Annotated in this window: 25 protein-coding genes; 12 read left to right on the top strand and 13 right to left on the bottom strand. The window is 62.7% G+C overall.

The window, feature by feature from the left end:
* Positions 1-35: 35 nt before the first annotated feature.
* Positions 36-617, bottom strand: coding sequence for a UbiX family flavin prenyltransferase (locus ACQY7U_RS09900; protein ID WP_428643969.1), 582 nt, complete (start codon positions 615-617; stop codon positions 36-38).
* A complete protein-coding gene (locus tag ACQY7U_RS09895; RefSeq protein ID WP_428643967.1) occupies positions 614-2,125 on the bottom strand; it encodes a UbiD family decarboxylase in 1,512 nt (503 codons plus the stop codon). The genes ACQY7U_RS09900 and ACQY7U_RS09895 overlap by 4 nt, the downstream gene beginning before the upstream one ends.
* A 152-nt stretch (positions 2,126-2,277) precedes the next feature.
* Between ACQY7U_RS09895 and ubiT the strand changes: the two genes are divergently transcribed.
* From ubiT to ACQY7U_RS09835, 12 genes are all read left to right on the top strand, one after another.
* Complete coding sequence (gene ubiT, locus ACQY7U_RS09890) at positions 2,278-2,829, top strand: ubiquinone anaerobic biosynthesis accessory factor UbiT (protein ID WP_428643965.1); 552 nt, start codon at positions 2,278-2,280, stop codon at positions 2,827-2,829.
* A gap of 20 nt (positions 2,830-2,849) precedes the next feature.
* The gene (ubiU, locus tag ACQY7U_RS09885) at positions 2,850-3,836 is read left to right on the top strand and encodes a ubiquinone anaerobic biosynthesis protein UbiU (RefSeq protein ID WP_428644048.1); all 987 of its coding nucleotides are present in this window, start codon (positions 2,850-2,852) and stop codon (positions 3,834-3,836) included.
* 4 nt (positions 3,837-3,840) lie between these two features.
* Positions 3,841-4,752: a ubiquinone anaerobic biosynthesis protein UbiV gene (gene ubiV / locus ACQY7U_RS09880; protein ID WP_428643963.1), complete on the top strand. Its 912-nt coding sequence runs from the start codon at positions 3,841-3,843 to the stop codon at positions 4,750-4,752.
* Complete coding sequence (locus ACQY7U_RS09875; RefSeq protein ID WP_428643961.1) at positions 4,725-5,111, top strand: hypothetical protein; 387 nt, start codon at positions 4,725-4,727, stop codon at positions 5,109-5,111. The genes ubiV and ACQY7U_RS09875 overlap by 28 nt, the downstream gene beginning before the upstream one ends.
* Before the next feature lie 167 nt (positions 5,112-5,278).
* On the top strand, positions 5,279-6,505 hold the full coding sequence (locus tag ACQY7U_RS09870; protein ID WP_428643960.1) for an NnrS family protein: 1,227 nt from the start codon (positions 5,279-5,281) through the stop codon (positions 6,503-6,505).
* 149 nt (positions 6,506-6,654) lie between these two features.
* Positions 6,655-8,865, top strand: a complete 2,211-nt coding sequence (locus ACQY7U_RS09865; protein ID WP_428643958.1) for a 4Fe-4S binding protein — start codon at positions 6,655-6,657, stop codon at positions 8,863-8,865.
* 31 nt (positions 8,866-8,896) lie between these two features.
* The gene (gene nosZ, locus ACQY7U_RS09860) at positions 8,897-10,807 is read left to right on the top strand and encodes a TAT-dependent nitrous-oxide reductase (protein ID WP_428643957.1); all 1,911 of its coding nucleotides are present in this window, start codon (positions 8,897-8,899) and stop codon (positions 10,805-10,807) included.
* A 2-nt stretch (positions 10,808-10,809) separates the two neighbouring features.
* Positions 10,810-12,093, top strand: coding sequence for a nitrous oxide reductase family maturation protein NosD (locus ACQY7U_RS09855; RefSeq protein ID WP_428643955.1), 1,284 nt, complete (start codon positions 10,810-10,812; stop codon positions 12,091-12,093).
* A complete protein-coding gene (locus tag ACQY7U_RS09850) occupies positions 12,090-12,995 on the top strand; it encodes an ABC transporter ATP-binding protein (RefSeq protein WP_428643953.1) in 906 nt (301 codons plus the stop codon). The genes ACQY7U_RS09855 and ACQY7U_RS09850 overlap by 4 nt, the downstream gene beginning before the upstream one ends.
* 3 nt (positions 12,996-12,998) lie before the next feature.
* Positions 12,999-13,829: an ABC transporter permease gene (locus ACQY7U_RS09845; RefSeq protein ID WP_428643952.1), complete on the top strand. Its 831-nt coding sequence runs from the start codon at positions 12,999-13,001 to the stop codon at positions 13,827-13,829.
* Positions 13,826-14,374 carry a nitrous oxide reductase accessory protein NosL gene (locus ACQY7U_RS09840; RefSeq protein ID WP_428643950.1) on the top strand — a complete coding sequence of 183 codons (549 nt, stop codon included), beginning with the start codon at positions 13,826-13,828 and terminating at the stop codon, positions 14,372-14,374. Before ACQY7U_RS09845 ends, ACQY7U_RS09840 begins: the two co-directional genes overlap by 4 nt.
* The gene (locus ACQY7U_RS09835) at positions 14,371-15,378 is read left to right on the top strand and encodes an FAD:protein FMN transferase (protein ID WP_428643949.1); all 1,008 of its coding nucleotides are present in this window, start codon (positions 14,371-14,373) and stop codon (positions 15,376-15,378) included. The genes ACQY7U_RS09840 and ACQY7U_RS09835 overlap by 4 nt, the downstream gene beginning before the upstream one ends.
* 299 nt (positions 15,379-15,677) lie before the next feature.
* Here ACQY7U_RS09835 and ACQY7U_RS09830 read toward each other — a convergent pair whose 3' ends face one another.
* From ACQY7U_RS09830 to cobA, 11 genes are all read right to left on the bottom strand, one after another.
* Positions 15,678-16,076, bottom strand: a complete 399-nt coding sequence (locus tag ACQY7U_RS09830) for a hypothetical protein (RefSeq protein ID WP_428643947.1) — start codon at positions 16,074-16,076, stop codon at positions 15,678-15,680.
* 69 nt (positions 16,077-16,145) lie between these two features.
* The gene (locus ACQY7U_RS09825) at positions 16,146-16,394 is read right to left on the bottom strand and encodes a hypothetical protein (RefSeq protein WP_428643946.1); all 249 of its coding nucleotides are present in this window, start codon (positions 16,392-16,394) and stop codon (positions 16,146-16,148) included.
* The gene (locus ACQY7U_RS09820; RefSeq protein WP_428643945.1) at positions 16,391-17,134 is read right to left on the bottom strand and encodes a sirohydrochlorin chelatase; all 744 of its coding nucleotides are present in this window, start codon (positions 17,132-17,134) and stop codon (positions 16,391-16,393) included. Before ACQY7U_RS09820 ends, ACQY7U_RS09825 begins: the two co-directional genes overlap by 4 nt.
* Positions 17,091-18,623, bottom strand: coding sequence for a cytochrome D1 domain-containing protein (locus ACQY7U_RS09815; RefSeq protein ID WP_428643943.1), 1,533 nt, complete (start codon positions 18,621-18,623; stop codon positions 17,091-17,093). Before ACQY7U_RS09815 ends, ACQY7U_RS09820 begins: the two co-directional genes overlap by 44 nt.
* Positions 18,598-19,818 carry a heme d1 biosynthesis radical SAM protein NirJ gene (gene nirJ, locus ACQY7U_RS09810; RefSeq protein WP_428643941.1) on the bottom strand — a complete coding sequence of 407 codons (1,221 nt, stop codon included), beginning with the start codon at positions 19,816-19,818 and terminating at the stop codon, positions 18,598-18,600. Before nirJ ends, ACQY7U_RS09815 begins: the two co-directional genes overlap by 26 nt.
* 3 nt (positions 19,819-19,821) lie before the next feature.
* Complete coding sequence (locus tag ACQY7U_RS09805; protein WP_428643939.1) at positions 19,822-20,310, bottom strand: Lrp/AsnC family transcriptional regulator; 489 nt, start codon at positions 20,308-20,310, stop codon at positions 19,822-19,824.
* Positions 20,307-20,762 (bottom strand): Lrp/AsnC family transcriptional regulator, encoded by a 456-nt coding sequence (locus ACQY7U_RS09800; RefSeq protein WP_428643937.1) that lies wholly within the window; start codon positions 20,760-20,762, stop codon positions 20,307-20,309. Before ACQY7U_RS09800 ends, ACQY7U_RS09805 begins: the two co-directional genes overlap by 4 nt.
* Positions 20,759-21,748: an Lrp/AsnC family transcriptional regulator gene (locus tag ACQY7U_RS09795; RefSeq protein ID WP_428643936.1), complete on the bottom strand. Its 990-nt coding sequence runs from the start codon at positions 21,746-21,748 to the stop codon at positions 20,759-20,761. Before ACQY7U_RS09795 ends, ACQY7U_RS09800 begins: the two co-directional genes overlap by 4 nt.
* Positions 21,749-21,751: 3 nt before the next feature.
* A complete protein-coding gene (locus ACQY7U_RS09790; RefSeq protein ID WP_428643934.1) occupies positions 21,752-22,924 on the bottom strand; it encodes a cytochrome D1 domain-containing protein in 1,173 nt (390 codons plus the stop codon).
* On the bottom strand, positions 22,921-23,238 hold the full coding sequence (locus ACQY7U_RS09785) for a c-type cytochrome (RefSeq protein WP_428643932.1): 318 nt from the start codon (positions 23,236-23,238) through the stop codon (positions 22,921-22,923). Before ACQY7U_RS09785 ends, ACQY7U_RS09790 begins: the two co-directional genes overlap by 4 nt.
* Positions 23,231-24,028, bottom strand: a complete 798-nt coding sequence (gene cobA / locus ACQY7U_RS09780; RefSeq protein WP_428643930.1) for a uroporphyrinogen-III C-methyltransferase — start codon at positions 24,026-24,028, stop codon at positions 23,231-23,233. The genes ACQY7U_RS09785 and cobA overlap by 8 nt, the downstream gene beginning before the upstream one ends.
* Positions 24,029-24,060 lie beyond the last annotated feature (32 nt).

Here is a 24,060-nt window from a genome sequence, read left to right as displayed (position 1 = left end):
GGGATGAGGATTTTGGTGAGGCTCGGGTATCTCTCCTAGCCTGGTACTCCCTCCCACCGGCGCAGGGCGTTGCCCGGGTCGATCCCCGCCGTTGCCAGTGCCCGGGCTGCGATCTGGCGGGTCATGTCCTCAAGGCTTTCAAGGCCGGCATAGAAGGGCGGGACGGGCGGCGAAACGATGGCACCCATCCGGGTGACTTTCAGCATGGCCTCCAGATGACCTTCGTGGAGCGGGGCTTCGCGGGCGAGCAGCACCAGCGGGCGCCGTTCCTTCAGGGTGACGTCTGCGGCCCGTGCCAGCAGGCCTTCACCGGTGCCGTAGGCGATGGAGGCAAGGCTTCGCATCGAGCAGGGCGCGACGACCATGGCATCTACCGGAAAGGAGCCGCTGGCGATCCGGCCGGCGACATCCTGGGGGGCAAACTCTTCGGTCGCAAGAGTGCGGATGTCGTCGCGGGCACCTTCACCCAGTTCAAGCTCGATGGTCCGTTCCGCCCCGGCAGTGACGACCACATGACGGTCGATGCCGAGCGTTTTCAGGAGACGCAGCAATTCCAGGGCAAGGATGGCTCCCGAAGCTCCGGAGATTCCGACGATGACGCGATTGGCGGGTTTCATGAGAGGCTCTTTTCCGCCGGGCCGGTGTTCAGAAGCTGGGCCAGCAGGCGCTCGGCGCGATCTTCCATATCGGGCGGCATTTCCAGTTTCTCGGCAAAGGCGCGGGAGGTCTCCGAGCCGATCTTGATGGTCGCGTCGATCCCGAGCTTGCCACCGAGACCCTCGCGCGGGCTGGCGAAATCGAGCTGGTCAACCGGCGTGGAATTCAGGACCAGAAGATCCCGCTCCGGGTCGGAACGGGTCGCGACCGCCCACATGACGTCGTCCCAGGACCGGATGTCGATGTCCGGATCCACCACGATCACATATTTGGTCATGGAAAATTGCGGCAGCAATGACCAGAAGCCCATCATCGCGCGGCGGGCCTGGCCGGGATAGGCCTTGTCGATCTTGAGGACGGCGCAGCGGTAGGAACAGGTCGCAGGCGGCAGATGGACATCGACGATCTCCGGCATCGCCTGCTGCAGGATCGGTCGGAAGAGATCGGTCATCGCCTCGCCGATCACCGAAGGCTCGTCCGGGGCTCTGCCGGTAAAGGTGGAAAGATAGACGGCGTCCTTGCGCATCCGCATCGATTTCAGCTGGAACAGCGGATAGGTAGCCGCCTCGTTGTAATAGCCGGTGTGATCACCAAACGGGCCTTCCAGCGCCGTTTCGCCGGCGCGGATTTCGCCTTCCAGAACGATTTCCGCGCTGACCGGCACATGAAGATCGATGGTCTTGCAGGGGGCCAGTCTTGACGGCGTTCCGTTGAAGATGCCGGCAAGTGCCAGTTCGCTGATGTTGCCCGGGGCCGGAATGACGGCCGCAAGCAACGTCGCCGGATCGCAGCCGATCATGACTGCAACGGGCATGGCCTCGCCCGTCTTCTGCCATTGCCGGTAATGCTGGGCGCCGCCCCGGAAGGGCAGCCAGCGGATGATGGCCCTGTCCTTGTCCAGCACCTGTATCCGGTAGATGCCGAGATTGTAGGTCTTCGGGTCGTCCGCACCCGGCGGGCGGGTGATGACGACGCCCCAGGTGATCAGTGGACCGGCGTCGCCCGGCCAGCAGGTCTGAACCGGCAGCCTTGTCAAGTCGGCTCCGGCAGGCTCCAGATCCTTGCAGGCGGCAACCCGTTTCGGCCGTGTGTTGAGACCAGCCTTTGCGATCGGAAAGAGTTTATGCGCCTCGCGCCAGGAGGCAGGCGGCTCGGGCGCGCGTAAGGAGGCCAGAAATGTCCCGAGACCGGGCAGGTGCTCCGGGTGAAGTCCGAGCCCGTTCGCGACGCGCTTGCGGGTGCCGAAAAGATTGACCAGAAGGGGTGCGGCAAAGCCGCCCATCCCGTCACGCTGCGGCGCCGTCATCAGCAGTGCCGGGCCTTGTCTTTCGATCACCTTCCGGTGCAGGGCCGTGGCTTCAAGGTGAATGTCGACCGGTGTCTCCAGCGTCCGGAAATCCCTTTCGTCTTCCAGAAAAGACAGGAATTTCTTCAGGTTAGGGAAATGGGGCAGGTCGCGTCCGGTCATGGTCTGTCGCGCTGGAGATGGTTGAGGAAGACGGCGTGTCAAACCGTCAGAGCCTCTTGCGGTATCGGGAATGCGCGGCTTCAACTCCTTGATCTTGGTCAAGTCAGTCGAGGCAGCTTTCAGATTACGGTCCCCGCGAAAGCGAGACCTTGATGCAAACACCCTCTTCATCTCCAAGCCTGCCGCCCGTGGTTTCCGCCCTGATCGCACCCTTGCCGAAAGCGCCGATGGAAGCCCTCCTGACCCGGTTGACGCGCCGCCTCATCGCCCGGCGCCCGGATTTGTTGCGAAGACTTGGTGAGGTGGTGCGCGTACCGGTCGCGATCGTGCCCGACGACATGCCGCATGCCTTTCTCCTGTCCCTCGATCCAGATCATTCGCGCGTGCGCATTTGCGGCAAGGACAGGATCGGGGAGGCGCAAGCCGTTGTGCGGGCGCCGCTGCTGGTGCTGCTGGGCCTGCTGGACGGGACTTACGACGGCGATGCCATGTTCTTTTCCCGGGACCTGCGTATCGAGGGCCGGACCGAACATGTTCTCGCCCTGCGCAACACGCTTGAAGAGGCGGATTTGACACCGGGCGAGTTCCTGGGACTGACGGGAGAGGGCGCCCGCTTCGTCAATCGGGTCGGTGACGGTCTGCTGGAAAAGGTCCGCTGGTTTGCCGCCCGGTCTTCCGGCCAGAGAGGCGGGCAGCCGTCATGACAAAAACGCAAAGGAAACCGATGGAACTCGTCTGTCCCGCGGGGACACCGGCCGCCCTTCGTGCCGCTGCCGACGCTGGTGCCGATGCAATCTATTGCGGCTTTGCAAACGAAACCAATGCCCGGAACTTTCCGGGACTGAATTTCTCTCCGGAAGAACTCGCCGAAGGTGTTGCCCATGCGCACAGGAAAGGCGCGAAGGTTCTGGTGGCGATCAACACCTTTGCCAGGGCAGGCGATGTCGGTATCTGGACCGAGGCAGTCGATACGGCAGCCGGATGCGGCGCCGATGCGGTGATTGCCGCCGACATCGCGGTTCTGGATCACGCGGCAAAGCATCATCCGGACCTGCGCCTTCATCTCTCCGTGCAGGCGGCCGCCAACACGCCGGAAGCCATCCGCTTTTATGCGGAAACCTTCGGCGTCAAGCGCGTGGTCCTGCCGCGCGTGCTGGCAGTGCCCGAAATTGCCGCGCTCAATCGCGAGATCGATGTCGAGACGGAGGTCTTCGTCTTCGGCGGGCTGTGCGTGATGACGGAAGGACGCTGCTCGCTCTCCTCCTATGCCACCGGCAAGTCGCCGAACCTGACCGGGGTATGCTCGCCGCCCGATCATGTCGACTACAGCGAGGACGAGACCGGAAGGCTGCTCGCCCGGCTCGGCGGCTATACGATCGACAGCTTTGAAAACGGCCAGGCAGCCGGTTATCCGACGCTCTGCAAGGGGCAATTTTCCGCTGAGGGCAAGACCGGTTACCTCTTCGAGGACCCTGTCAGCCTGAATGCCTTCGAGCTCCTGGAAGACCTGTCGAAGGCAGGGGTCACCGCGCTCAAGATCGAGGGACGACAGCGGGGCAAGGCCTATATCGCCGGGGTCGTCGGCGCCTTCCGCCGCGCGGTCGACAGTCTGAATGGCGGCGAAGATCCAGGCCCGGCCATCGCGGCGCTGAAAGCCTTTTCGGAGGGCGGCAAGCAGACCGCCGGTTCCTACAAGAAAACCTGGCGGTAAAAGAATGGCGGACCTGAATAGAATTGAACTGGCGCTCGGCCCCTGCCTCTTCAACTGGACGGCGGAGCGGCTGCTCGACTTCTACAAGCGGATCGCGGACGAGGCAGACATCGACCGGGTCTATCTCGGCGAAGTCGTTTGCGGCAAGCGCATGCCGTTCAACGATCCGGTCTGGCCGGAAGCCATCGAAGTCCTGACATCGACAGGCAAGGAGGTGGTGCTCTCCACCCTGGCCCAACCCGTAAACAAGCGCGAGCGGGACATCCTGCAGCGGCAGGCGGGTTACGACATGGCGCTGGAAATCAACGACATGTCCATGGTGCCTGCTTGTTCGGGCCGTGAATTCACCGCAGGTCCTTTCCTGAACGTCTACAACGAGGCAAGCCTTGCCTTTCTGGCTGGGCGCGGTGCGGCAACCTGGTGTCCACCGGTCGAACTGCCTCTGGAGGCCGTACAGAAAATCTCCGCGCTGGTTCCCGAAGTCGACGTGGAGCTGTTCGCCTTCGGCCGCCTGCCGCTGGCGCTGTCCTCGCGCTGCTACCACGCAAGGGCCCATGGCCTTCGAAAGGATTCCTGCCAGTTCGTCTGCGACAAGGATCCGGACGGCATGGATGTCGCGACGCTGGACGGCCGCCGGTTCCTGGCCGCCAACGGCATCCAGACCATGTCGGATGCCTGCCATTTCGCGAGTCTTGCGGGCGGGCATCTGGCCGCTCTCGGGGTCAGGCGCCTGCGGTTGTCGCCGCACACGGTGGATATGGTCGCGGTCAGCGACCTGTTCCGGCGTTATCTCGACGGCGCCATCGAAGCTGAAGAGTTCGAGGCGCGGCTCGAGGCCCTGGACCTGCCCGGTCCGCTCTGCAACGCCTATCTTGCCGGAGATGCCGGATGGAAAAGAACCGCGATCCCGGTCTAGGCGAAACCAGCCAAGAGACGGGCCAGACAGACCGGCAACTGATCGAGCAGATCCACCGGGAACTTGCCCGCCTGGATCTGCCCTGCGACTGCAAGATGGAACTCGACCGCGCCATCGTCGCCATCGAGGCTTGGCATCGTTTGAAACGGCGCAAGGATCTCGCAAGATCCGTTGCCGAGGATTACCGGCAGATCGTTTCCGGTATTTCCTTTCTGGAAGATCTGGGGACGGTGGATCAGCCGGGCCTCACGGCGCAAGAATTGCGGGACCATGCCGAAAGCCTGAAATTCCTGGCCGATCTGGCCGACCGATGTGCCCGTAGCTTGAACGAACTCTCCGGGATTTCGGACGGGGATTGAGAGGTTCCCGAGACGGCCCGTGTAGCCGGAACTTCGGAAGAATTCCGTGACGCTTGACGTTGGTCAAGACGTTGCCGGAGAGCTCCGGTGATCATCCTCGCAGATACTGCCCGCAAGGTCGTTGTGGCCGATGGCAAGCGCGGCGACAACACCCGAGGCGAGGAGATATGACGATTACCTTCCAGTCGCAAAGACCCGAAACTCCGGGCCGGATCGAGACCCTGTTTTCAGCCGGTTTCCGGTTTTACTTCCTGGCGGCCGGCGTGTTCTCTGTCTTCGCCATGCTTGTGTGGACGCTCTGGCTGGGCCTGCTGGCCACAGGCGAAACCGTTGCGCCCTTGCCGATGGCCATGATGCCGCAACTCTGGCACGCCCATGAAATGGTCTACGGATATACGGCTGCCGTCATGGCAGGTTTCTTCGTGACCGCCGTTCCCAACTGGACGGGAACGAAGGAGGCGGGACGAAACTTCGTCACGATCAGCGGTCTGGTCTGGCTGGCAGGGCGCCTTGCCGTCTGGTTTTCCGCCGTGATCGATCCGATCATTGTCGCCGTGATCGACCTTGCATTCGTCCCGGTTCTTTCCACCGCGATCCTGGGCCGGCTGGCGCAGAAATCCCAGACGCGGAACATGGTTTTCATGGCACTCCTGACCGCGCTGTTCGCCGGTAATCTTCTGATGCATCTGGACTGGATCGGCTGGACGGAAGGCACCGCGGAAGCCGGTGTGCGGATCGGCATTTTCACGGCTGCCGCGATGATCGCGGTGATCGGCGGACGTGTCGTCCCCGCCTTTACCCGCAATGCCCTGCTGCGCGAGGGGAACGAAGAGGCCTTGCCGGTTTCCCGGCCCTGGCTGGACAAGGCCGGCATTCTCCTGCCGGTGGCTGCCATCCTCGGCAACCTGCCATTTGTACCTGAGGCCATCTTTGGCTGGTTGTGTCTTGCCGCGGGCGGCGTCACGCTCGCGCGGCTTGCGGGCTGGCAGGGCTGGCGGACCTTGAATAGCCCGATCGTCTGGATCCTGCACGCCGCCTTTCTGCTGCTGGGCGCAGGCTATCTTGCCTATGGCGCCGCGCTGGTTTCCGGCGCCTTCGACGCGATTGCGGCGCTCCATCTTCTGGCGGCCGGGGCCATCGGTTCGATGACACTTGCCATGATGACGCGGGCCTCGCTTGGTCATGCGGGCAAACCGCTGAAAGTTTCCCCTCCGATTGCCCTTGCCTATGTCTGTGTGATCGCGGCCGCGCTGGTGCGTGCCTTCGGACTTCTCATCTTCGACTATTTCGAGGTGATGATCGTATCCGGTGGCCTCTGGATCCTGGCCTTTGGTCTGTTCACAAGAATTTATTTCCCGATCCTCACCACGCCCCGAGCATCGAAAAAGGACTGAAACCGGCGCGTTCTTGCGCCGGTTTCGCGGGTCGGCGAGCCGCTGGCGGAATCTATTTCCGGACAATTGACAATCGTCAAAGAAGTTCGGTCCCCGGCGGCGCATAACCACCCTCAAGACAAACAAGACAACGCTTCGGAGCGCGACCCGTGCATCGCCTGACCACGCTTTTCAATACCGGAATCTTCTGCTTCGTCCTCCTTGCGACGTTGGTCTACTCGGCCGCGCTTTTGGCGGCGGACGCGCAGGTCGTCCGGTTCCTGGACAAGGTTGAGGCAGGCGATCTCGTTCCCGGTGCCGAGACCTTCGGTCCGTTGAGTGAGAATGTCCCGGTGGTGCCGGCACTGAAGGGCGGCGACACCGTCGGCTGGGTGTTCCTGACTTCCGATTTCGTTTCGACCACGGGCTATTCCGGCAAGCCGATCCATACGCTTGTCGGTGTCGATGCCGACGCGGTGATCACCGGTGTCCGTCTTGTCAAGCATTCCGAACCCATCGTCCTCATCGGGATCCCCGATTCGAAGATCAAGGGCGTGACCGAGGGCTACGCAGGTCTCGATCTGAAAGCGGAAGCGGCGAGCGGCGGGTCGGCGCACGATCTCGATATCATCTCCGGTGCGACGGTCACCATCATGGTGATCGACGATTCCATCGTGCGCTCGGGGCTGAAGGTCGCCCGCGCCCTGGGGCTTGGCGGTCTGGCACCCGATGTGGCCGACAAGGGGCCGAAAAAGATCGTCGATCCGGACAAGCGGACTGTTTCCGACTGGACGACACTGACGGGAGAAGGCTCTGTCCGCCGCCTGTCACTGGACGTTGCGCAGATCAACGACGCTTTCGTCCAGCAGGGTGATCAGCGGGCGGTTTCCCGTCCGGAAAGAGGGCCTGAAACAGACACGTTCATCGATCTCTATGTTGCCCTGGCGGATGTGCCTTCCATCGGCCTGTCGCTTCTGGGCGAAGCCGAATACGCCAACCTCATGCAGCGCCTTGATGAGGGCGACCATGCAATCCTGGTGATGGGGCGGGGGCGTTATTCCTTCAAGGGTTCCGGCTACGTACGCGGCGGCATCTTCGACCGGATCCAGCTGATCCAGGACGATATCTCCGCTCGTTTCCACGACCGCCAGCACAACCGGGTGGGCGAAATCGCGGCGGAGGGTGCCCCGGCCTTTTCCGAAATGGATCTCTTCATCGTTCCGGCCGATTCCGGGTTCGATCCGGCCAGGGATTTCCGTCTGCAGCTCCTGGTACAGCGGGCTGTCGGCCCGATCGACAAGGTCTTCCTGACCTTCGATCTCGGCTACCAGCTGCCGGACGCCTACCTGAAGTCCGAGGCCTCCGCAGTTGCGGAGAACCAGGCGGTGCAGACAGCGGATGCAAAAGCAGATGAAGCTGCCGCGGTTCAGGCACTGTGGAAGCGCATCTGGCAGGACCGGAAAGCCGACATCATCGTGCTGGGAGCGGCCATCGCTGTCCTGACGCTGGTGTTCTTCTTCCAGATGCAGGTGACCAGCAACGAGCGTTTCACCTTCTGGTTCCGCATCACCTTCCTGACCTTCACGCTCGTCTGGCTCGGCTGGATGGAAAACGCGCAGCTGTCGGTGGTCAACGTTCTGGCCTTCTTCTCCTCGCTGACGACGGAATTCAGCTGGGATGCGTTCCTGATGGATCCGCTCGTCTTCCTGCTGTGGTTCTCCGTTGCCGCCGCCCTGCTCTTCTGGGGACGTGGCGCCTACTGCGGCTGGCTCTGCCCCTTCGGCGCCCTGCAGGAGCTGACCAACCGTCTGGCGAAACTCTGCCGCATTCCGCAGATCGAGGTGCCCTGGGGGCTTCATGAGCGCTTGTGGCCGGTGAAATACATCATCTTCCTCGGTTTGTTCGGCCTGTCGCTCTATTCGCTGGATGTCGCCGAACACTATGCCGAAGTCGAGCCGTTCAAGACCGCGATCATCCTGAAGTTCCAGCGCGCCTGGCCCTTCGTGCTCTTCGCCGTGGCCCTGCTGGCCGCAGGTCTCTTCATCGAGCGGTTCTACTGCCGCTACCTGTGTCCGCTCGGCGCGGCACTCGCCATCCCGGCGCGGCTCAGGATGTTCGACTGGCTGAAGCGCTACCGCGAGTGTGGCAATCCCTGCAACCGCTGCGCCAAGGAATGCATGGTCCAGGCCATCCATCCGGAAGGCAACATCAATCCCAACGAGTGCCTGAACTGCCTGCACTGCCAGGTTCTGTATCAGCACGACCAGAAATGTCCCGTGTGCATCAAGAAGCTCGCCAAGCGGCGGAAGTTCGAGGTGCAGACAGGGATCCGCAAACCGGAACCGGACGCCAAATCGGCCAAGCCGGTCCCGGCAGAATAACCTTCAAAAGGCCAACTTAAGGAGACAAGCCATGAAGGAGATTGAACAAGAACGGGGCTTTTCCCGCCGGGATCTGCTCGGGGGTACTGCCAAGACCGCAGTCGTCGCGGGCATGGGCGCCGTTGCCGTTGCAGGTGCCAATCCGGCGTTTGCCGCGGAAGGCGGCCAGAAATTCGAAATGGCTCCTGGCGAGCTCGACGAATACTACGGTTTCTGGTCCTCCGGACAGGCCGGCGAATTGCGCATTCTGGGTGTCCCCTCCATGCGCGAACTGATGCGCGTTCCGGTGTTCAACCGCTGCTCCGCCACCGGTTGGGGGCAGACGAACGAGTCGCTGAAAATCCTGACTGAAGGCCTGCTGCCTGAAACCAAGGAATATCTTGCGGCCCAGGGCAAGGTCACCTACGACAACGGCGACTTGCACCACCCGCATATGTCCTTCACCGACGGCACCTATGACGGCCGTTACATCTTCGCCAACGACAAGGCGAACACGCGCGTTGCACGTATCGACTGCACCACGATGAAGTGCGACAAGATCATCGAGATCCCGAACGCGCACGACATCCACGGCATGCGGCCGCAGAAGTATCCGCGCACCGGCTACATCTTCGCCAACGGCGAGCATGAAGCTCCGCTGGTCAACGACGGCAAGATCCTGGACGATCCGTCGCAGTATTCCTGCATCTTCACCGCCATCGACGGCGATGAAATGAAGGTCGCCTGGCAGGTGATCGTGTCGGGCAACCTCGACAACTGCGATGCCGACTATCAGGGCAAATACGCTTTCTCGACCAGTTACAACTCGGAAATGGGCATGAACCTGGCCGAGATGACCGAGAGCGAGCTGGACCACTGCGTCGTCTTCAACATCAAGGCGATCGAGGAAGCCGTCGCGGCCGGGAACTATCAGGAGCTGAACGGCATTCCCGTCGTGGACGGCCGCAAGGAAGCCAATTCCCAGTTCACCCGCTATATTCCGATCCCGAACAGCCCGCACGGCTGTAACGCGGCTCCGGACAAGAAGCACATCGTCATCAACGGCAAGCTGTCGCCGACGGTCTCGATCATCGACGTGACCAAGGTCGACGCCCTCTTCAGCGACAACGCCGATCCGCGGTCCGCGGTTGTCGGCGAGCCGCAACTGGGTCTCGGTCCGCTCCACACCGCCTTCGACGGCAAGGGCAACGCCTTCACCACGCTGTTCCTGGACAGCCAGGTGGCGAAATGGAACATCGACAAGGCCATCCGCGCCTATGCGGGCGAAGATGTCGATCCGATCATCTCCAAGGTCGATGTGCACTACCAGCCGGGCCACAATTCCACGTCCATGGGTGAAACCGCGGAAGCGGACGGCAAGTGGCTGATCTCGATGAACAAGTTCTCCAAGGACCGGTTCCTGAACGTCGGTCCGCTGAAGCCGGAGAACGAGCAGCTCATCGATATCTCGGGCGACGAGATGACGGTGGTCCACGACGGCCCGACATTTGCCGAGCCGCATGACAGCATCATCGTGCACCGTTCGAAGGTGAATCCAGCCATCGTCTGGAACCGCGACAATCCGATGTTCGCTGATGCGGTCAAGCAGGCCGAGGCAGACGGCATCGACCTGGAAGATGCGGCCGACGTCATCCGCGACGGCAACAAGGTCCGGGTCTACATGCACTCCGTCGCACCGACCTTCAGCCTGGAGAAATTCACGGTCAAGCAGGGCGACGAAGTGACGATCTATGTCACCAACATCGACGACATCGACGATCTGACCCACGGCTTCTGCCTGTCGAACTACGGTATCGCCATGGAGGTCGGGCCGCAGGCAACCGCTTCGGTCACATTCATCGCCGAGCGTCCGGGTGTGCACTGGTTCTACTGCCAGTGGTTCTGCCACGCACTCCACATGGAAATGCGCGGCCGGATGTTCGTGGAACCGAGGAACGCCTGATCATGCACCGCGCCCTTTCAAAACGGATCGGACGTCTCGCCGTTATCGCGGCGGCACTCCTGGCGTGCGGGCCACTCGCCGCAAAGGAATGGTCCGTCCCCGCCAGAAAGGGCGCCTTGCAGGAAACACTGACAAAAGCGCAAGCCGGGGACATTCTCCGGCTTGCTCCCGGCGATCATGCCGGTCCGGTCCTCCTGGACAGGCCGGTGACGCTGGACGGTTCGGGCAAGGCGCGTATCGTCGGTTCGGGAACAGGCAGCGTGGTCACCGTTATGGTGCCCGATGCCGCTGTCATCGGGCTCACGCTGACAGGGTCGGGCCTCTCGCAGGAAACGCTTGACGCCGGGGTGAAACTGACCAAGACGGCTCACCGCGCCGTTGTCCGCAACAACCGCATTCTCGACAATCTGACCGGTGTCGATGTGCATGGCGCCAAGGATGCGGTCGTCGCGAACAACCTGATCGAGGGCCGCCGGGATCTGCGCATGAACGAGCGCGGCAACGGCATCTATGTGTGGAACGCGCCGGGGCTTCTGGCGGAGTTCAACACCATTCGCTTCGGCCGCGACGGCATCTTCGTCAACGCCAGTCACAGGGACATCTTCCGCAACAACCGCTTCGAGAAACTGCGGTTTGCGATCCACTACATGCACGGCAACGACGGCGACATCGAAAACAACATCTCGGAAGGCAACGACATCGGTTTCGCGCTGATGTTCTCCGACCGGCTCAGGATCCGCAACAACGTCTCCATTGGAGACCGCAATCACGGCCTGATGCTGAACTATGCCAATCGCGCCAAGATCAGCGGCAACCAGGTCTATGGCGGAGGCGAGAAGTGCCTGTTCATGTACAACGCCAACAAGAACAAGGTCACGGACAACCGTTTCGAAGGCTGCCCAATCGGCGTTCACTTCACCGCCGGTTCGGCGAACAACGCATTCCAGGGCAATGCCTTCATCCGAAACAAGACGCAGGTGAAATATGTCGGCAGCCGCCAACTCGACTGGAGCACAGGCGGGCGCGGCAACTTCTGGAGCGACCACACGGCCTTCGACATGAACGGCGACGGGATCGCCGACACTGCCTACCGTCCCAACGACATGGTCGATCAGGTGCTTTGGACCCAGCCCTCCGCCAAGCTGCTGATCGGCAGTCCCGCCGTGCAGCTGCTGCGCTGGACCCAGTCCCAGTTTCCGGCGCTGCTGCCGGGCGGCATCGTCGACAACGCCCCTCTCATGCATCCACCGGTCCGGTCCATGCCCAATTCGGGAGCTCAAGGATGAGCAACTCCAGTCTACACGTGCACGATGTGTGCAAACGTTTTTCCAGCCACACGGCGGTCGACCGGGTCTCCTTCGACCTGAATCCGGGCGAGCGCGTCGCCCTTCTCGGGCACAATGGCGCGGGCAAGACGACGCTGTTCAAGATAATACTCGGCTTTCTGAAACGTGATGGTGGCGAAGTGTCGGTTCTCGGTGCCGCGCCCGGCAGCAACGCCGCCCGTCTGGGGTCGGCCTACCTGCCGGAATCCGTCGCCTTTCCCGCCGCGCTTACCGGCGAAGAAGTGCTGAAGTTCTATGCCCGCCTGAAAGGCCGGAAGCCGGCGGAAGCTCTGCCGCTGCTTGAGCGGGTCGGTCTGGCGGAAGCCGCCAGACGGCGCGTCGGTACCTATTCCAAGGGCATGCGCCAGCGTCTCGGGCTTGCCCAGGCCCTGATCGGCCGCCCACGTCTGGTCCTGCTCGATGAGCCGACCACCGGCCTCGACCCGATTTCCCGGCAGAACGTCTACGAGCTGATCGGCGAGGTCGCGGAGCAGGGGGCAACTGTCTTGCTGTCGTCCCATGCCCTGACAGAGCTTGAAGCCCGGACCGACCGGGTTCTCATCCTTTCCAAGGGTAAACTCGTCGCGGACGATGTTCTGAGCCGCCTCAGGGCGCAGGCGGGTCTGCCGATCAAACTGAAGGTGTGGGCGAAACCGGAAACCCTTGCCGAAGTCTCCGACCGGCTGGGCGGTGGCCGGATGAACGGGCGCTCGGTTGAAATCGACTGCAGAACGGACGACAAGGTCAAGACGCTTTCGGCCATCAGTGCCCTCGGCAACCTGGTCGAGGATGTCGATGTCCATGCGCCGAGCCTCGATGATATCTACCGGCATTTTTCGAATGCCGCGAACAGGGAGGCCTGAGCCATGCTTTCCAGAATTCTCACCGTTGCCGGTCAGGAAGTGCGTATCGGCATCCGCAACAGGTGGATCCTGCTGGCAGCCGTCATCCTTGCGGTCTTTTCGCTGGCGCTGGCCCTGCTCGGATCTGCACCCGCCGGAACCCTCGGTGTCGACCGGCTGACCATCACCGTCGCGTCGCTGGCAAGCCTTTCCGTCTATCTCGTTCCGCTGATCGCGCTGCTCCTGGCGTTCGATGCCATCTGCGGCGAAGTCGAACGGGGCACGTTGCTCATGACGCTGTCCTGTCCAATTTCCCGCACCGAATTTCTGATCGGCAAGGCGGTCGGCCATACGCTCGTGCTGACGTTTGCGCTCGTGACCGGTTACGGTCTGACGGCAGGCCTGCTTGTTGCGTCGGGCTTTGGCTCGCTGGCCGGCCTGACCGATTTCGCCCGGCTGATTGCGACCTCGGTGCTGCTCGGCGTCTGCTTCCTGGCGGCCGGTTATGTCCTGAGTTCGCTGACCCGGCAATCGCGAACCGCGGCGGCGGCCTCCATTGCCACCTGGCTGGTTCTCGTCGTGCTTTACGACCTGGCCCTTCTTGGCGCCCTGGTCGCCAATCCGAGCGGTCCCTTCGCTACAGACGTCTTTCCTTACGCGGTGCTGCTCAACCCCGCCGACGCTTTCCGCCTCTTCAATCTCGCCGCCCTTGGGGCGAGCGATCTTGTCGGCGGCATGGCGGGCGTTGCGGAAGCACTGCCATTCGATCCGTCCCTTGCGCTCGTTTCCCTGGCGGCCTTTGCCGGAGTTGCGCTGGCCGGATCGGCTCTGCTCATCCGGAGAATTGCGCCATGAAACGCACACTCATCACCCTTTTTGCGCTCGGCCTGCTGACAGCCTGTCAGCAGGAGGTCGAGATCGCGAAACCGGCTGCTGTCGGCCTGACGCCGGAAGCGGCGGGTCACTATTGCCAGATGACGGTTCTGGAACATGAAGGCCCGAAGGCACAGATTCATCTGACCGGCAATCCAAACCCGATCTGGTTCACGCAAGTGCGGGACGCTGTGGCTTTCACCCTGTCACCCGAAGAGCCGAAGGATGTCGCGGCCATCTATGTCAACGACATGGAACAGGCGGAAACCTGGGCCCAGCCGGGAACAGACAACTGGATCGAGGCGGAAATGGCCTGGTTCGTCATCGGCAGCACGATCTCCGGCGGCATGGGAGCTCCGGAAACGATCCCCTTCGGTAGTGAAAGTGGCGCGCTGCAGTTCGCAGAGGTCAACGGCGGCAGTGTCGTGCGGCTGAAAGACATACCGGAAACCTATGTCCTGGGATCGGTGGAACTCTCCGCCGCGGCTCCCATGACCGAGGGCGAGCATCACGGGGTGCGTCAATGAGACAAGGGGCCTTCACACGGAATGGGGTCAGCCGCAGGCGGTTCCTGAAGATCTGTGCCGCAGGCGCGGCCGGGCTTGCCTTGCCTGGAACAGCCATTGCAACACCGTCCCTCCATCGCTGGTCGGGCGTGGCTCTCGGGGCGAAAGCGGAAATCAACCTGCAGCTCGAGGATGCCGCCAGTGCACAACGCCTGTTCGGCCTGATCGAGGCGGAAGTCCGCCGGCTGGAGAGGATCTTCAGCCTCTACCGGCAGGACAGCGAGCTTTTCCGGCTGAACGGGACGGGAAAGCTGGAAGCGCCTTCATTGGAAATGGTCGAACTTCTCGGCCTGTCGCAACGGCTTCACCGGGTCACGGGCGGCGCGTTCGACCCGACTGTCCAGCCGCTCTGGGACCACTATGCCCGCCGGGCGGTCGGCAAAGCGGCGGCAAGCGACTTCGATACGGCCAAAGAGCGGACCGGTCTGGGCGGCGTTTCGGTTGAAGCCGCCGAAATCAGATATCTGAAACCCGGCATGGCCATGACCCTCAACGGCATTGCCCAGGGCTTCATCACCGACAGGATTACGGCCCTGCTGGTCGCCGAAGGCTGCACCGACATGGTGGTGGACCTCGGTGAAGTCGTGGGCCGGGGAACCCCGGAGGACACTGGAAAACTCGAGGCCGGCTGGCCAGTCACGCTGCGCCCGGACGCCAATCATCCCGAAGGCAAGGTCAGGATCAGTCTCAAGGACAAGGCGGTCGCCAGTTCCGCAAGGCTCGGCACGACCTTCGACCAGGGCGGAACACGCTCGCATATTCTTGATCCCAGGTCCGGCCTGCCGGTGAGAGGCGGTCTGACCGGGGCCAGCGTTGTCGCATCGAGCGCGGCGCTTGCCGACGGGCTGTCGACGGCAGCCCTCGTTTGCGGCGAAGAGAAGCTCAATGCCGTGCTTGCCGGAATGCCGGATACCAGTGCGTTCATCGTGCGGAGCAACGGGACCTGGGGATGGCTCAACGGGTAAGTCCTGAGGCAAAGCTGCAGTCAAATGGCTGGTGGGTTATACCCGCCGGCCACATTCATGACTTCCCCGACAAGTCCTGCTAGGGCGTAGCGTAGCGAAGGTCCGGGATCTTTGGGCCAAAGGTAAAGACCTGGCAAAACGAAACAAGAGCTTGCGGCCCTCAGGTCCCGGCTCGCGCTTCGCTTGGCCGGGACGGCACTGGAGAAACGGGTCTTGGTCAGAAGTTTGACCGGCGGATTTTTCCGCCGGTTTCGTTTTTAGGCGTCATTCAGGGTGACGTGGCGAGGCTCGGGAAACGCCTATTCGGTTCCGATGGATTTGAAGGCTATCAAGGTGATTATTGCCCAGACCGCTGTTCTGAAGGTGAGCGCCAGAACCGTTCGCATTTCAAAGGCACCGCCTTGCAGCACGTGCAGGCCGAAGGCAACGAACACGGCCAGAGTGCCAAGTAGAATGGCCGAGGCCAGCCAGCGGCCCCACCGTTTGCGCCGCATAAGTCCAAGCCCGGCGAAAACATAAAAAAATCCGGCCAGGAAATTGAACCAGAGCACGAAGTGGACGACCTTTCCGGCAAGGCGAAGTTTGTCTTCGCCGCCGAACAGCACCATGCCGCCGGAAAGGATTGTCAGCAGGCCAAACAGGACGGCGGTTCCCGAAGCGGCAAGAAGCATGCCCCGATGTCGTGTGGGGGTGGTCAATCGAACTTCCTCCTATCGCCGCCTGTCCTGCCGACAGCGGCTTTCACCGGGTGGTTGACTGGAAAGTACTCAGGAAGCCGGCGGTTTTCCGTCGGCCTCGTCCATCAGGCCGCGGATCCATTTTGCCGCCAGCCAGGTTGCCGGAATGCCGAGCGGAATGCTGATGCCGATTGACCAGAGGGGCGAGAGCGCCGGCAGGCCGATGGCCTGACCCATCAGGCCCAGCATGAAGAGATTGATCGCAACGGCGGCGGCGGTGAAGGGATAAAACACGATTGCCAGTTTCCTGACCGGCCAGCCGGTTTCGATGTCGGTCATGCTGCCAGATCCCTGTAGACGCTGCATTTCAGTGTGTGGGCGATCAGTTCGGGAACAAAGTAGGCGTCGCCCAGAGACTGCATCCTGAGACCCTGGAAACCGGCAAGGTCCAGGGCGTCCGGAACGTCCCGGGTGATATGTCCGCCGGCCCCGGCGAAAAAGGGAAGCGCCAGGGTGCGCAGGCCACACCCGGCGGCGACATCCGCCAGACCCGGTCGCTGCTCCAGAAATCCGACACGAATCCGTGCGGCCGGAAGCCAGCCGGCAAGCGCCTTCGCGAAGTCCCGTGTGCATTCCCCGGCCGCGCTTCCGGTCGCCGAACCATGTGCGGCCAGCAGAACCTCGTAGCCTGTCCGGGCCCAGCCCGCGTATTCGCCGGCGTTGCGCAAAAGGCGCGCCGTCAGACGCGGCAATTCAGGGTGAACGCCGAGTGGCGGCAACTGGCGCGCGCCCGAGCCCTGAAGCCGGCCGGCTAGCGCTTTTTTTGTGAACCAGCCATCAGCCATGAAAACCGGGAAAACCAGCGGCGCGCTCCGGCAAGCTTCCAGGGCCTGCTCCAGAGCGTGCGGGGCAGCCAGCGTGGCGAAGCGGACGGACCAGCCGGGAAGGTGTTCGCGGATTTGCAGCGCCAATGCGCGCAGATGGTCCTCACCTGCCTGCGGGTGCGACGGCTGGCCGTGGGAAACGATGACGGCCTCAGTGGCTTGTTCCTTCAGAAAAGGTGATCTTGTTCCAGACATTGTACTTCCCCGAGGGTTTGCGCATCGGCAGGCGCTTGACTTCTTCCAAAGTCGCGGCGTCGTAGACGATCACGGCACCATCGTCTTCCCAGACGGAGACAAGCGCGTAGCGGCCGTCCTTGGTGAATTCGACGTGGGCCACCGTTGCACCTTCGACCGGGCGCAGCGTCTTGACGATCTCCAAGCTTTCCTTGTCGATCACATGCATCACGTCCTTGTTGGGGCCAAAGAAGACGTCGGCCCATACATATGGCGTGTTTTCGTGGCTTCGTAAAAAGAACCCCGGTCCGAGCGTCTCGATCCGTTCCACAGTTTTCCAGGTTTTCATGTCGATGATCGAGATGGTTCCCTCTTTGAGATGCGGTGTCGCCATCACCGTGGTATCGCCGCGTTTCCAGGTGATGCCGGATCCCAGATGAGGCATGCCCGGAAGGTCCAGATCCGCGGTTTTGCGGCCGATGACCAGATCGATGACCTGGCCGCCTTCACCGCTGCGCGAAGCGCCCATCACGTATTCGTAGCTCTGGTCGAAAAAGAAATCGTCCAGATAGTCCGGTGTCGTTATCTTGCGGACGGGGAACGGATCCTCATTCTTGACGGGCCCCTCAATCCGCCAGTCGTGGGCAAAACCGAATTGTGGCGGGTTCTTGCCGTAGAAAACCTCCCAGATCTCCGGAACGTCCTTGAGCGCTAGCACGAAGCTCTCCCGAGGCGGTGCCTGGTAGACGGCGGATATCCTGCTTGGCGTTCCATCCTTGCCCTTGGCGTCGAGAACCGCCGCGACACCCAGGTCTTCGGTCGACAGGATCGTCAGGGTCATGGGCAGATAGTTGGCGACCGCCAGCCACTTGCCATCGGCGCTCATTGCGATGTTGCGGCTGTTGAGACCGGCGCGGATGCGGCCGACTTCCTGAAGCGCATAGAGGTCATATTTCTGAACCCAGCCGTCCCGCGACATGATGAAGACAAACCGGCCATCGGGCGAGAATTTCGGGCCGCCATGAACGGCGAAGGGTGTCGGGAAGCGGTTCAGGGTCTCGAACGTGTCGCCGTCGAGAACGCTCACATGGTGATCGCCGGTTTCGACAACCAGAGTGATGTTCATCGGGTCGGACGACCAGACCGGGTTCTCAACCGCCTCGTATTCTTCATTGACGACCCGGCTTGCCGCAATGTCCGCTTCCCTCCATTCGGGAACCTCGGACAGGGGTTGCTTCAGAAACTCCGTGAGGCTGTCGATCTGCTCTTCACTCAGGACTTCGCCGAAACCCGGCATTTGCGTTGCCTTACGTCCATCCCGGATGACGACGCCAAGGTCCGGTCCGCGCATACGCCCGAGGGTTTCCGGGATCAGCGCCGGTCCGAGGCCACCGAGGCGATTGGCGCCGTGGCAGTCCTGACAATTGGCGGCATAGTCCGCCGTCGGGTCCGCAAGCGGGGCTGCGGTCATCAGCAGCAGCGCGCTAAGCGAAGCGATGAGCCGGGTCATGGCTTTTTCCTCGGAATGGGGTCACGGTCAGGCGCTCGGTGTAGCAGCCGTCAAGACCGATTTCGTCGTCGTAAAGGTAACAGGCCGGATCTTCCGCCCAGGGGTCGCCCGTCACCTGCAATGCGCGGATGCGGGTGTTGCCGCCGCAGACTTCCTTGAAGGCGCAGGCGCCGCAGCGCCCCTTGAGCGGCCGCGGACGGGTCCTGAGTTGCGCCAGCATAGGGTCATCGCCGGACCACAGTTCGGAGAAGGGCGTCGTCTTGACGCTGCCGACCGTGTAGTCCGACCAGTAGGTGTCCGGGTGAACATTGCCCTGGGTGTCGATATTGGCGACGCCGAGACCGGAGGAATTGCCGCCCCAGGCGGTCAGATGCTTGCGGACGTGGTCGGCCTTGACGCTGCCGAACTTCCGCTCAACCCAGTTCAGGAAATAGACTGCATCGGCATCGTTGTTGCCGGTGACGATGTCCAGTTTCCGGCCTTCCGTGATGCCTTCCCAGGCCCGGTCCATCAGAAGGTCCATGGCCCAGCGGGAGCGCTTGTGCTCGGCGTCCTCTCCCCGGTGCTTGTCGCCCCGGCCCGCATAGACCAGATGGGACAGGTAAAACTTGTCCACCCCCTCGTCGTCGCACAGGCGCAGGAGATCCGGAAGGCTGGTGAAGTTGCCCTCCGTCAGGGTAAAGCGCAACCCGACCTTGATGCCGCGGGCCTTGCATTCGCGCACGCCCCTCAGCGCCGACACGAAGGCGCCTTCCACGCCGCGGAACCAGTCGTTTGTCGGTCCCATGCCGTCGATGGAGATACCGACATAGTCGAAACCGACTTCCGCGACCCGGTCCGCCATGTCGCCCTGCAGCCTGGTGCCGTTGGTCGACAGGGCCAGCATGCGGACCAGCTTGCGCGCACGGGTGGCGATTTCGAACAGGTCTTTCCGGTCGAGAGGCTCACCGCCCGACAGGATGAGGCCCGGAATGTTGAAGCGACCGAGATCCTCCAGTGTGTCCATCGCCTGCTGGTGGGTCAGCTCTCCCGGAAAATCGACGTCCGCGGACACGGTGTAGCAATGGCGGCATTTCAGGTTGCAGCGCCGGGTCAGGTTCCAGATGACGACCGGTTTCACCATGCCGGTGCCTCTGCGCGCGCGGACCGGCGTCGGATCTGCAATCTGGTGCATGTATTCCGTCAGTCGAAACATGGGTCAATCCTCGCGTCTGCGCAGCCGCATTCCGGTCTTCTTCAGGATGCGCGTGGAAAACAGGATGTCGGCGGCGCGGCAGGCCTCGCCGAGCAGGGCGGCGATGTCGTCCCGCTTGGCCAGCACCTCCTCACGGCTTTCTCCATGCACCATGGCAAAGAGGTTGTACGGCCAGACGGGCAGGGCACGCGGGCGGCGGTAGCTGTGCGTGACAAAGGGCAGGGCGCCGACTTTTTCACCGAGCGCGTCGACCAATGTGTCATCGACATCCCAGACCGTCATGCCGTTCGCGGTCATTCCGAGCCGGTAATGGTTCGGTGCGGCACCGATCCGGCGGACAATGCCCCGGTCCTTCAGCGCCTGCAGCCGGTCGATCACTTCCTGTTCTGAAATGCCAAGCGTTTCGGCGACCACGGCAAAGGGGGCCGGTACCAGCGGCAGACCAGCCTGCGTTGCTTCGACGATTGCCCGGTCTGTCGGATCTAAAGTCATGCGGTCACCCGGAATCCTATGAAGTACTCGCGCTCTTTCGGGAACAGGAGAACATCGAGGCCCGTGTCGCGCTCGATGTCCCGGGCCGTCCTGGAAATGGCGGCCTGATCTTCCGTAGCCAGCACGAACCACATGTTCAGCCTGTGGTCCCGTTCATAGTTATGCGCGACCTCCGGGTAGGCATTGACTTTTGTTAAGACCTCCTCAAACCGCTCTTCGGGAACCGCCATGGCACACAGGCAAAAGGCGCCTCCCAGGGCTTCGGCATCGAAAAACGGGCCGAAGCGGGTCAACAGGCCGTCGTCGCGCAGGCGCCGGATCCGGTCGACCACTTCCTCTTCTTCAAGGCCGAGGTCTTTGGCGAGAGGCACGAAGGGACGGGCGGTCAGCGGCAGGTCGTCCTGCAGGCGGTTGATCAGCGTGCGGTCGAGATCGGAAAGCTCAATGCTCATGCGGCTACTCCCTGACGTGAGATCATCGCGCCTGTCTGCTTGAAGCAGCGGCTGGAGAAAAGCGCGTCGTGGCGAACACCTTCGAGCTCAGGCAACTGCGCGGCTTTCGACAGCACTTCAAGCGCCTTGTTGCGGCTCTGGGCGTGGATCATGCTGTAGAGACGGAAAGGCCACACGCCCGGAACGGGGCGGCGCTCGTAACAAAGGGTCACGCCGGGCTGGGCCGCAAGCACCGGGCCGGCCGCCGCAACGCGCTCCGGGGCGATGTCCCAGACCACCATGGCGTTCGAGCGCCAGCCGAGAGCGCGGTGTCGCACGATGACACCGAGGCGGGAAATGATGCCGGCGTCCTGCAGGTCGGCGACCCGCTCCAGCACGTCGGCTTCGCTGCGGCCGAGACGCTCAGCGATCTTGCCGTAGGGGCGCTCGCAGATCGGCAGGCCGGTGGACAGTGCCTGCAGAAGGTCGTTGTCTCCCTCCCGCAGGCACGCCAGGCGAACCGGCCGGGGCGCTGGTGGCCGGTCCATCTCCTTGTTCAGACGAAAGCCGAGGTCGATGTTGAACGGACGCAGGATCGGCAGGTCCAGAACGTCGAGCCCGGTTTCGGTCCGGATCGCGTCCAGAACCTTGTCGACATGACCGCGATCAGGACCCGTGGCGACGAACCAGAGGTTCCAGCGGTTCTCCCGCAAATAGGAATGATTGACGCCCGGTTGCCGCCCGACGATCTCCGCCACGTCCTCGATCGCTTCCTCGGGGGCCGACAGCGCGGCCAGCGTGCTTGCCGACACCGTGTTGGGTGCGCAGGTTGCCCCGACCCGGGTGATCCGTCCGCTTTCCTTCATGGCGGCAAGCCGGCGGATGACTTCCTCTTCGCCACATCCGGCCTCCCGTGCGACCCTTGCAAAGGGACGCGGGACAATCGGCAGGTCGCGCTGCCAGCCGTCGAGCAGATGCAGGTCAATCGGGTCGAGCAGATCGATCATCGCTTAAAGTCCTGTCCTGTGCGCCCGAGCGGTGAAGAAAATTCCGGAAGGGCTTTCGGCATCGATCTCGCCGCGCTTCTCGAAGGTGCGCGTGTCGTAGATCAGGACCTTGCCGGCGTCGCGCACCGAAACCCAGATCTCGTTGCCGCGCGGTGTGAACTCCATGTGCAGCACGGCGGGGCCCGGCTTGAACTCGTGCACGACTTCCTTCGTCAGCGTGTCGATCACCTGGATGGTGTCGTTGAGCGGATGGGCGAAATTCACCCAGATCTGACGTCCGTCCGGCCGGGACATGGCGAAAACCGGCTGGCCGTAGGTCTTGGTTCTGCCCGTCTCGGCAAGGGTTTCACCATCGATCCACAGAACCTCGTGGTGGCCTACGGCCGGTAGCACGAACTCCCGGCCCGCCTTCGCCCAGCCTTCCAGGTGGGGCATTTTGTAGACCGGCATTTCCTTCTCGCCGCGGCCGTATTCCGGCAGAACACGAATGGGTTTGGGTTCCGGGTCCCAGAGATCGAGCGCCGTCAGGCCGTCTTCGCCGAACAGGCCGGTGATGTAGAGACGGCCGTCCCCGGTAATCAGGGCGTCATAGGGATTGCGGCCCATGTCCGTGATCCTGGTAATCTCCGGCTCGGCGCCGCTGAGATCGGCAATCCAGGTCTCGCCGTCGTCCCAGAGCGTGAAGACAAAGCGGCGGCCCGGTGCGTCCACGAGGCCGATTGTCTTCGAGCCTGTGGGAATGTCGGCAACCGGCTCCAGCGTGTCCGCATCGAAAATCCTGACGCCCCCCGGTTCGTAGTTGGAGACGGCGACGAGTTTACCGTCGTCGGAGATCGCCCCGCCGATGGCATTGCCGGCCTGGACGACCCGTTTGGCAATGTTGCCTTCGACGAGGTCGACCTTGGTCAGACCGCCATCCCGGCCGAAGACATAGGCAAAGCGCTCGTCCGGCGAATAGACGAGGCTGGCGTGGGACAGGTCGCCGAGGCCGGTAATCCTTGCCAGCGCTGCCCGGTCGGACTGATCGACGAGCAGCAGGGATCCGGTGGCGCGTTCGACCACGAGGCCGAGGTCACCGGTGGCGACCACGGTCCGGGCCTGATTCTGGGTCTGATTCTGGGCCTGGACGGGCCCAAGCATCAAAAGGGCCAGAACGGCTCCGCTCAGCCACTTCATTTCAATTCTCCCTGCAACAGGTATTCGGCAATCTTCCTGGCATCCGTTTCGCTCATGATCGGGCGCCAGGGGGGCATCGCGGTGTCCGGTATTCCGTCCAGAACCACCGCCGACAGCGTGTCGATGTCGTAATGCGCCAGGGCACCGGGGCGGATGTCCGGTCCAAGCCCGCCCTTCAGAGTCATGCCGTGGCACGACCCGCAATCCTGACGGACGAGATTGATCAACTCGTCCGGCGGGCTTGACTGATCGGCCAGCGCCAGGCTGGTGATGGCAAGAAGACAGAAGGCAACCGTGAGAAGGGTCTTAACCATGGGCCAGCCTTTCGGCCGCCCCTGCGTCCGCCGTGGCGATCATCATGTCGACGGCATTCGAGGGCCATTCGGCGGCCAGGGTGACGACCTTGCCGATGATGAAGAGAACCGGGGCCTTCAGGCCCGCATCGCGAACGTCCAGGGCCACCCGGCCAAGTTCGGAGCAAAGCCGGGTCTCACGCGGCGTCGTGGCATTGGCAATCGCCATGACGGGCGTGGTTTCGCTCAGGCCCTCGGCCACCAGGCGCATGGCAATCTGGCCAATATTGGCAACCCCCATGTAGACGACGAGGGTCGTCTCCTCGCTGGCAAGGCTTTTCCAGTCCAGATCGAGAGTGCCGTTGGCCTGCCGGTGTCCGGTCACATAACGCACACCCGTGGCAAGGCCGCGATGGGTCAGGGGAACGCCGCTGGCGGCCGCCGCACCCTGGGCGGCAGTGATGCCGGGGGCATATTCGACGGGGATGCCGTGGGCAGCAAGATGGGCCGCCTCTTCCGAGCCCCGGCCGAAGATCAGCGGGTCGCCGCCTTTGAGGCGGGCGACCGTCAGGCCCTGCAAGGCGAGTTCGGCGAGAATTTCATTGATCTTATCCTGCGGAACCGGATGGTCGTCCGCGGACTTTCCGACGGAAAACAGTCGTGCGTGGTCAGGGGCCAGAGCCAGGATTTCAGGCGACACCAGGCGATCGTAGACGACAACTTGGGCTTCCTGGAGCATACGCATGGCCTTGAGCGTGAGCAGCTCTGGATCGCCGGGACCAGCTCCGATGAGAAAGACCTTACCAGTCATGGGTGTCCTCGCTGTACCTGAATTCGTCTGGA

The sequence above is a fragment of the Roseibium sp. genome (genome assembly GCF_050301095.1).
Lineage (GTDB): Bacteria > Pseudomonadota > Alphaproteobacteria > Rhizobiales > Stappiaceae > Roseibium.
Note: the sequence above shows the minus strand (reverse complement) of the source record. Positions and strands in the feature narration are given on the sequence as shown.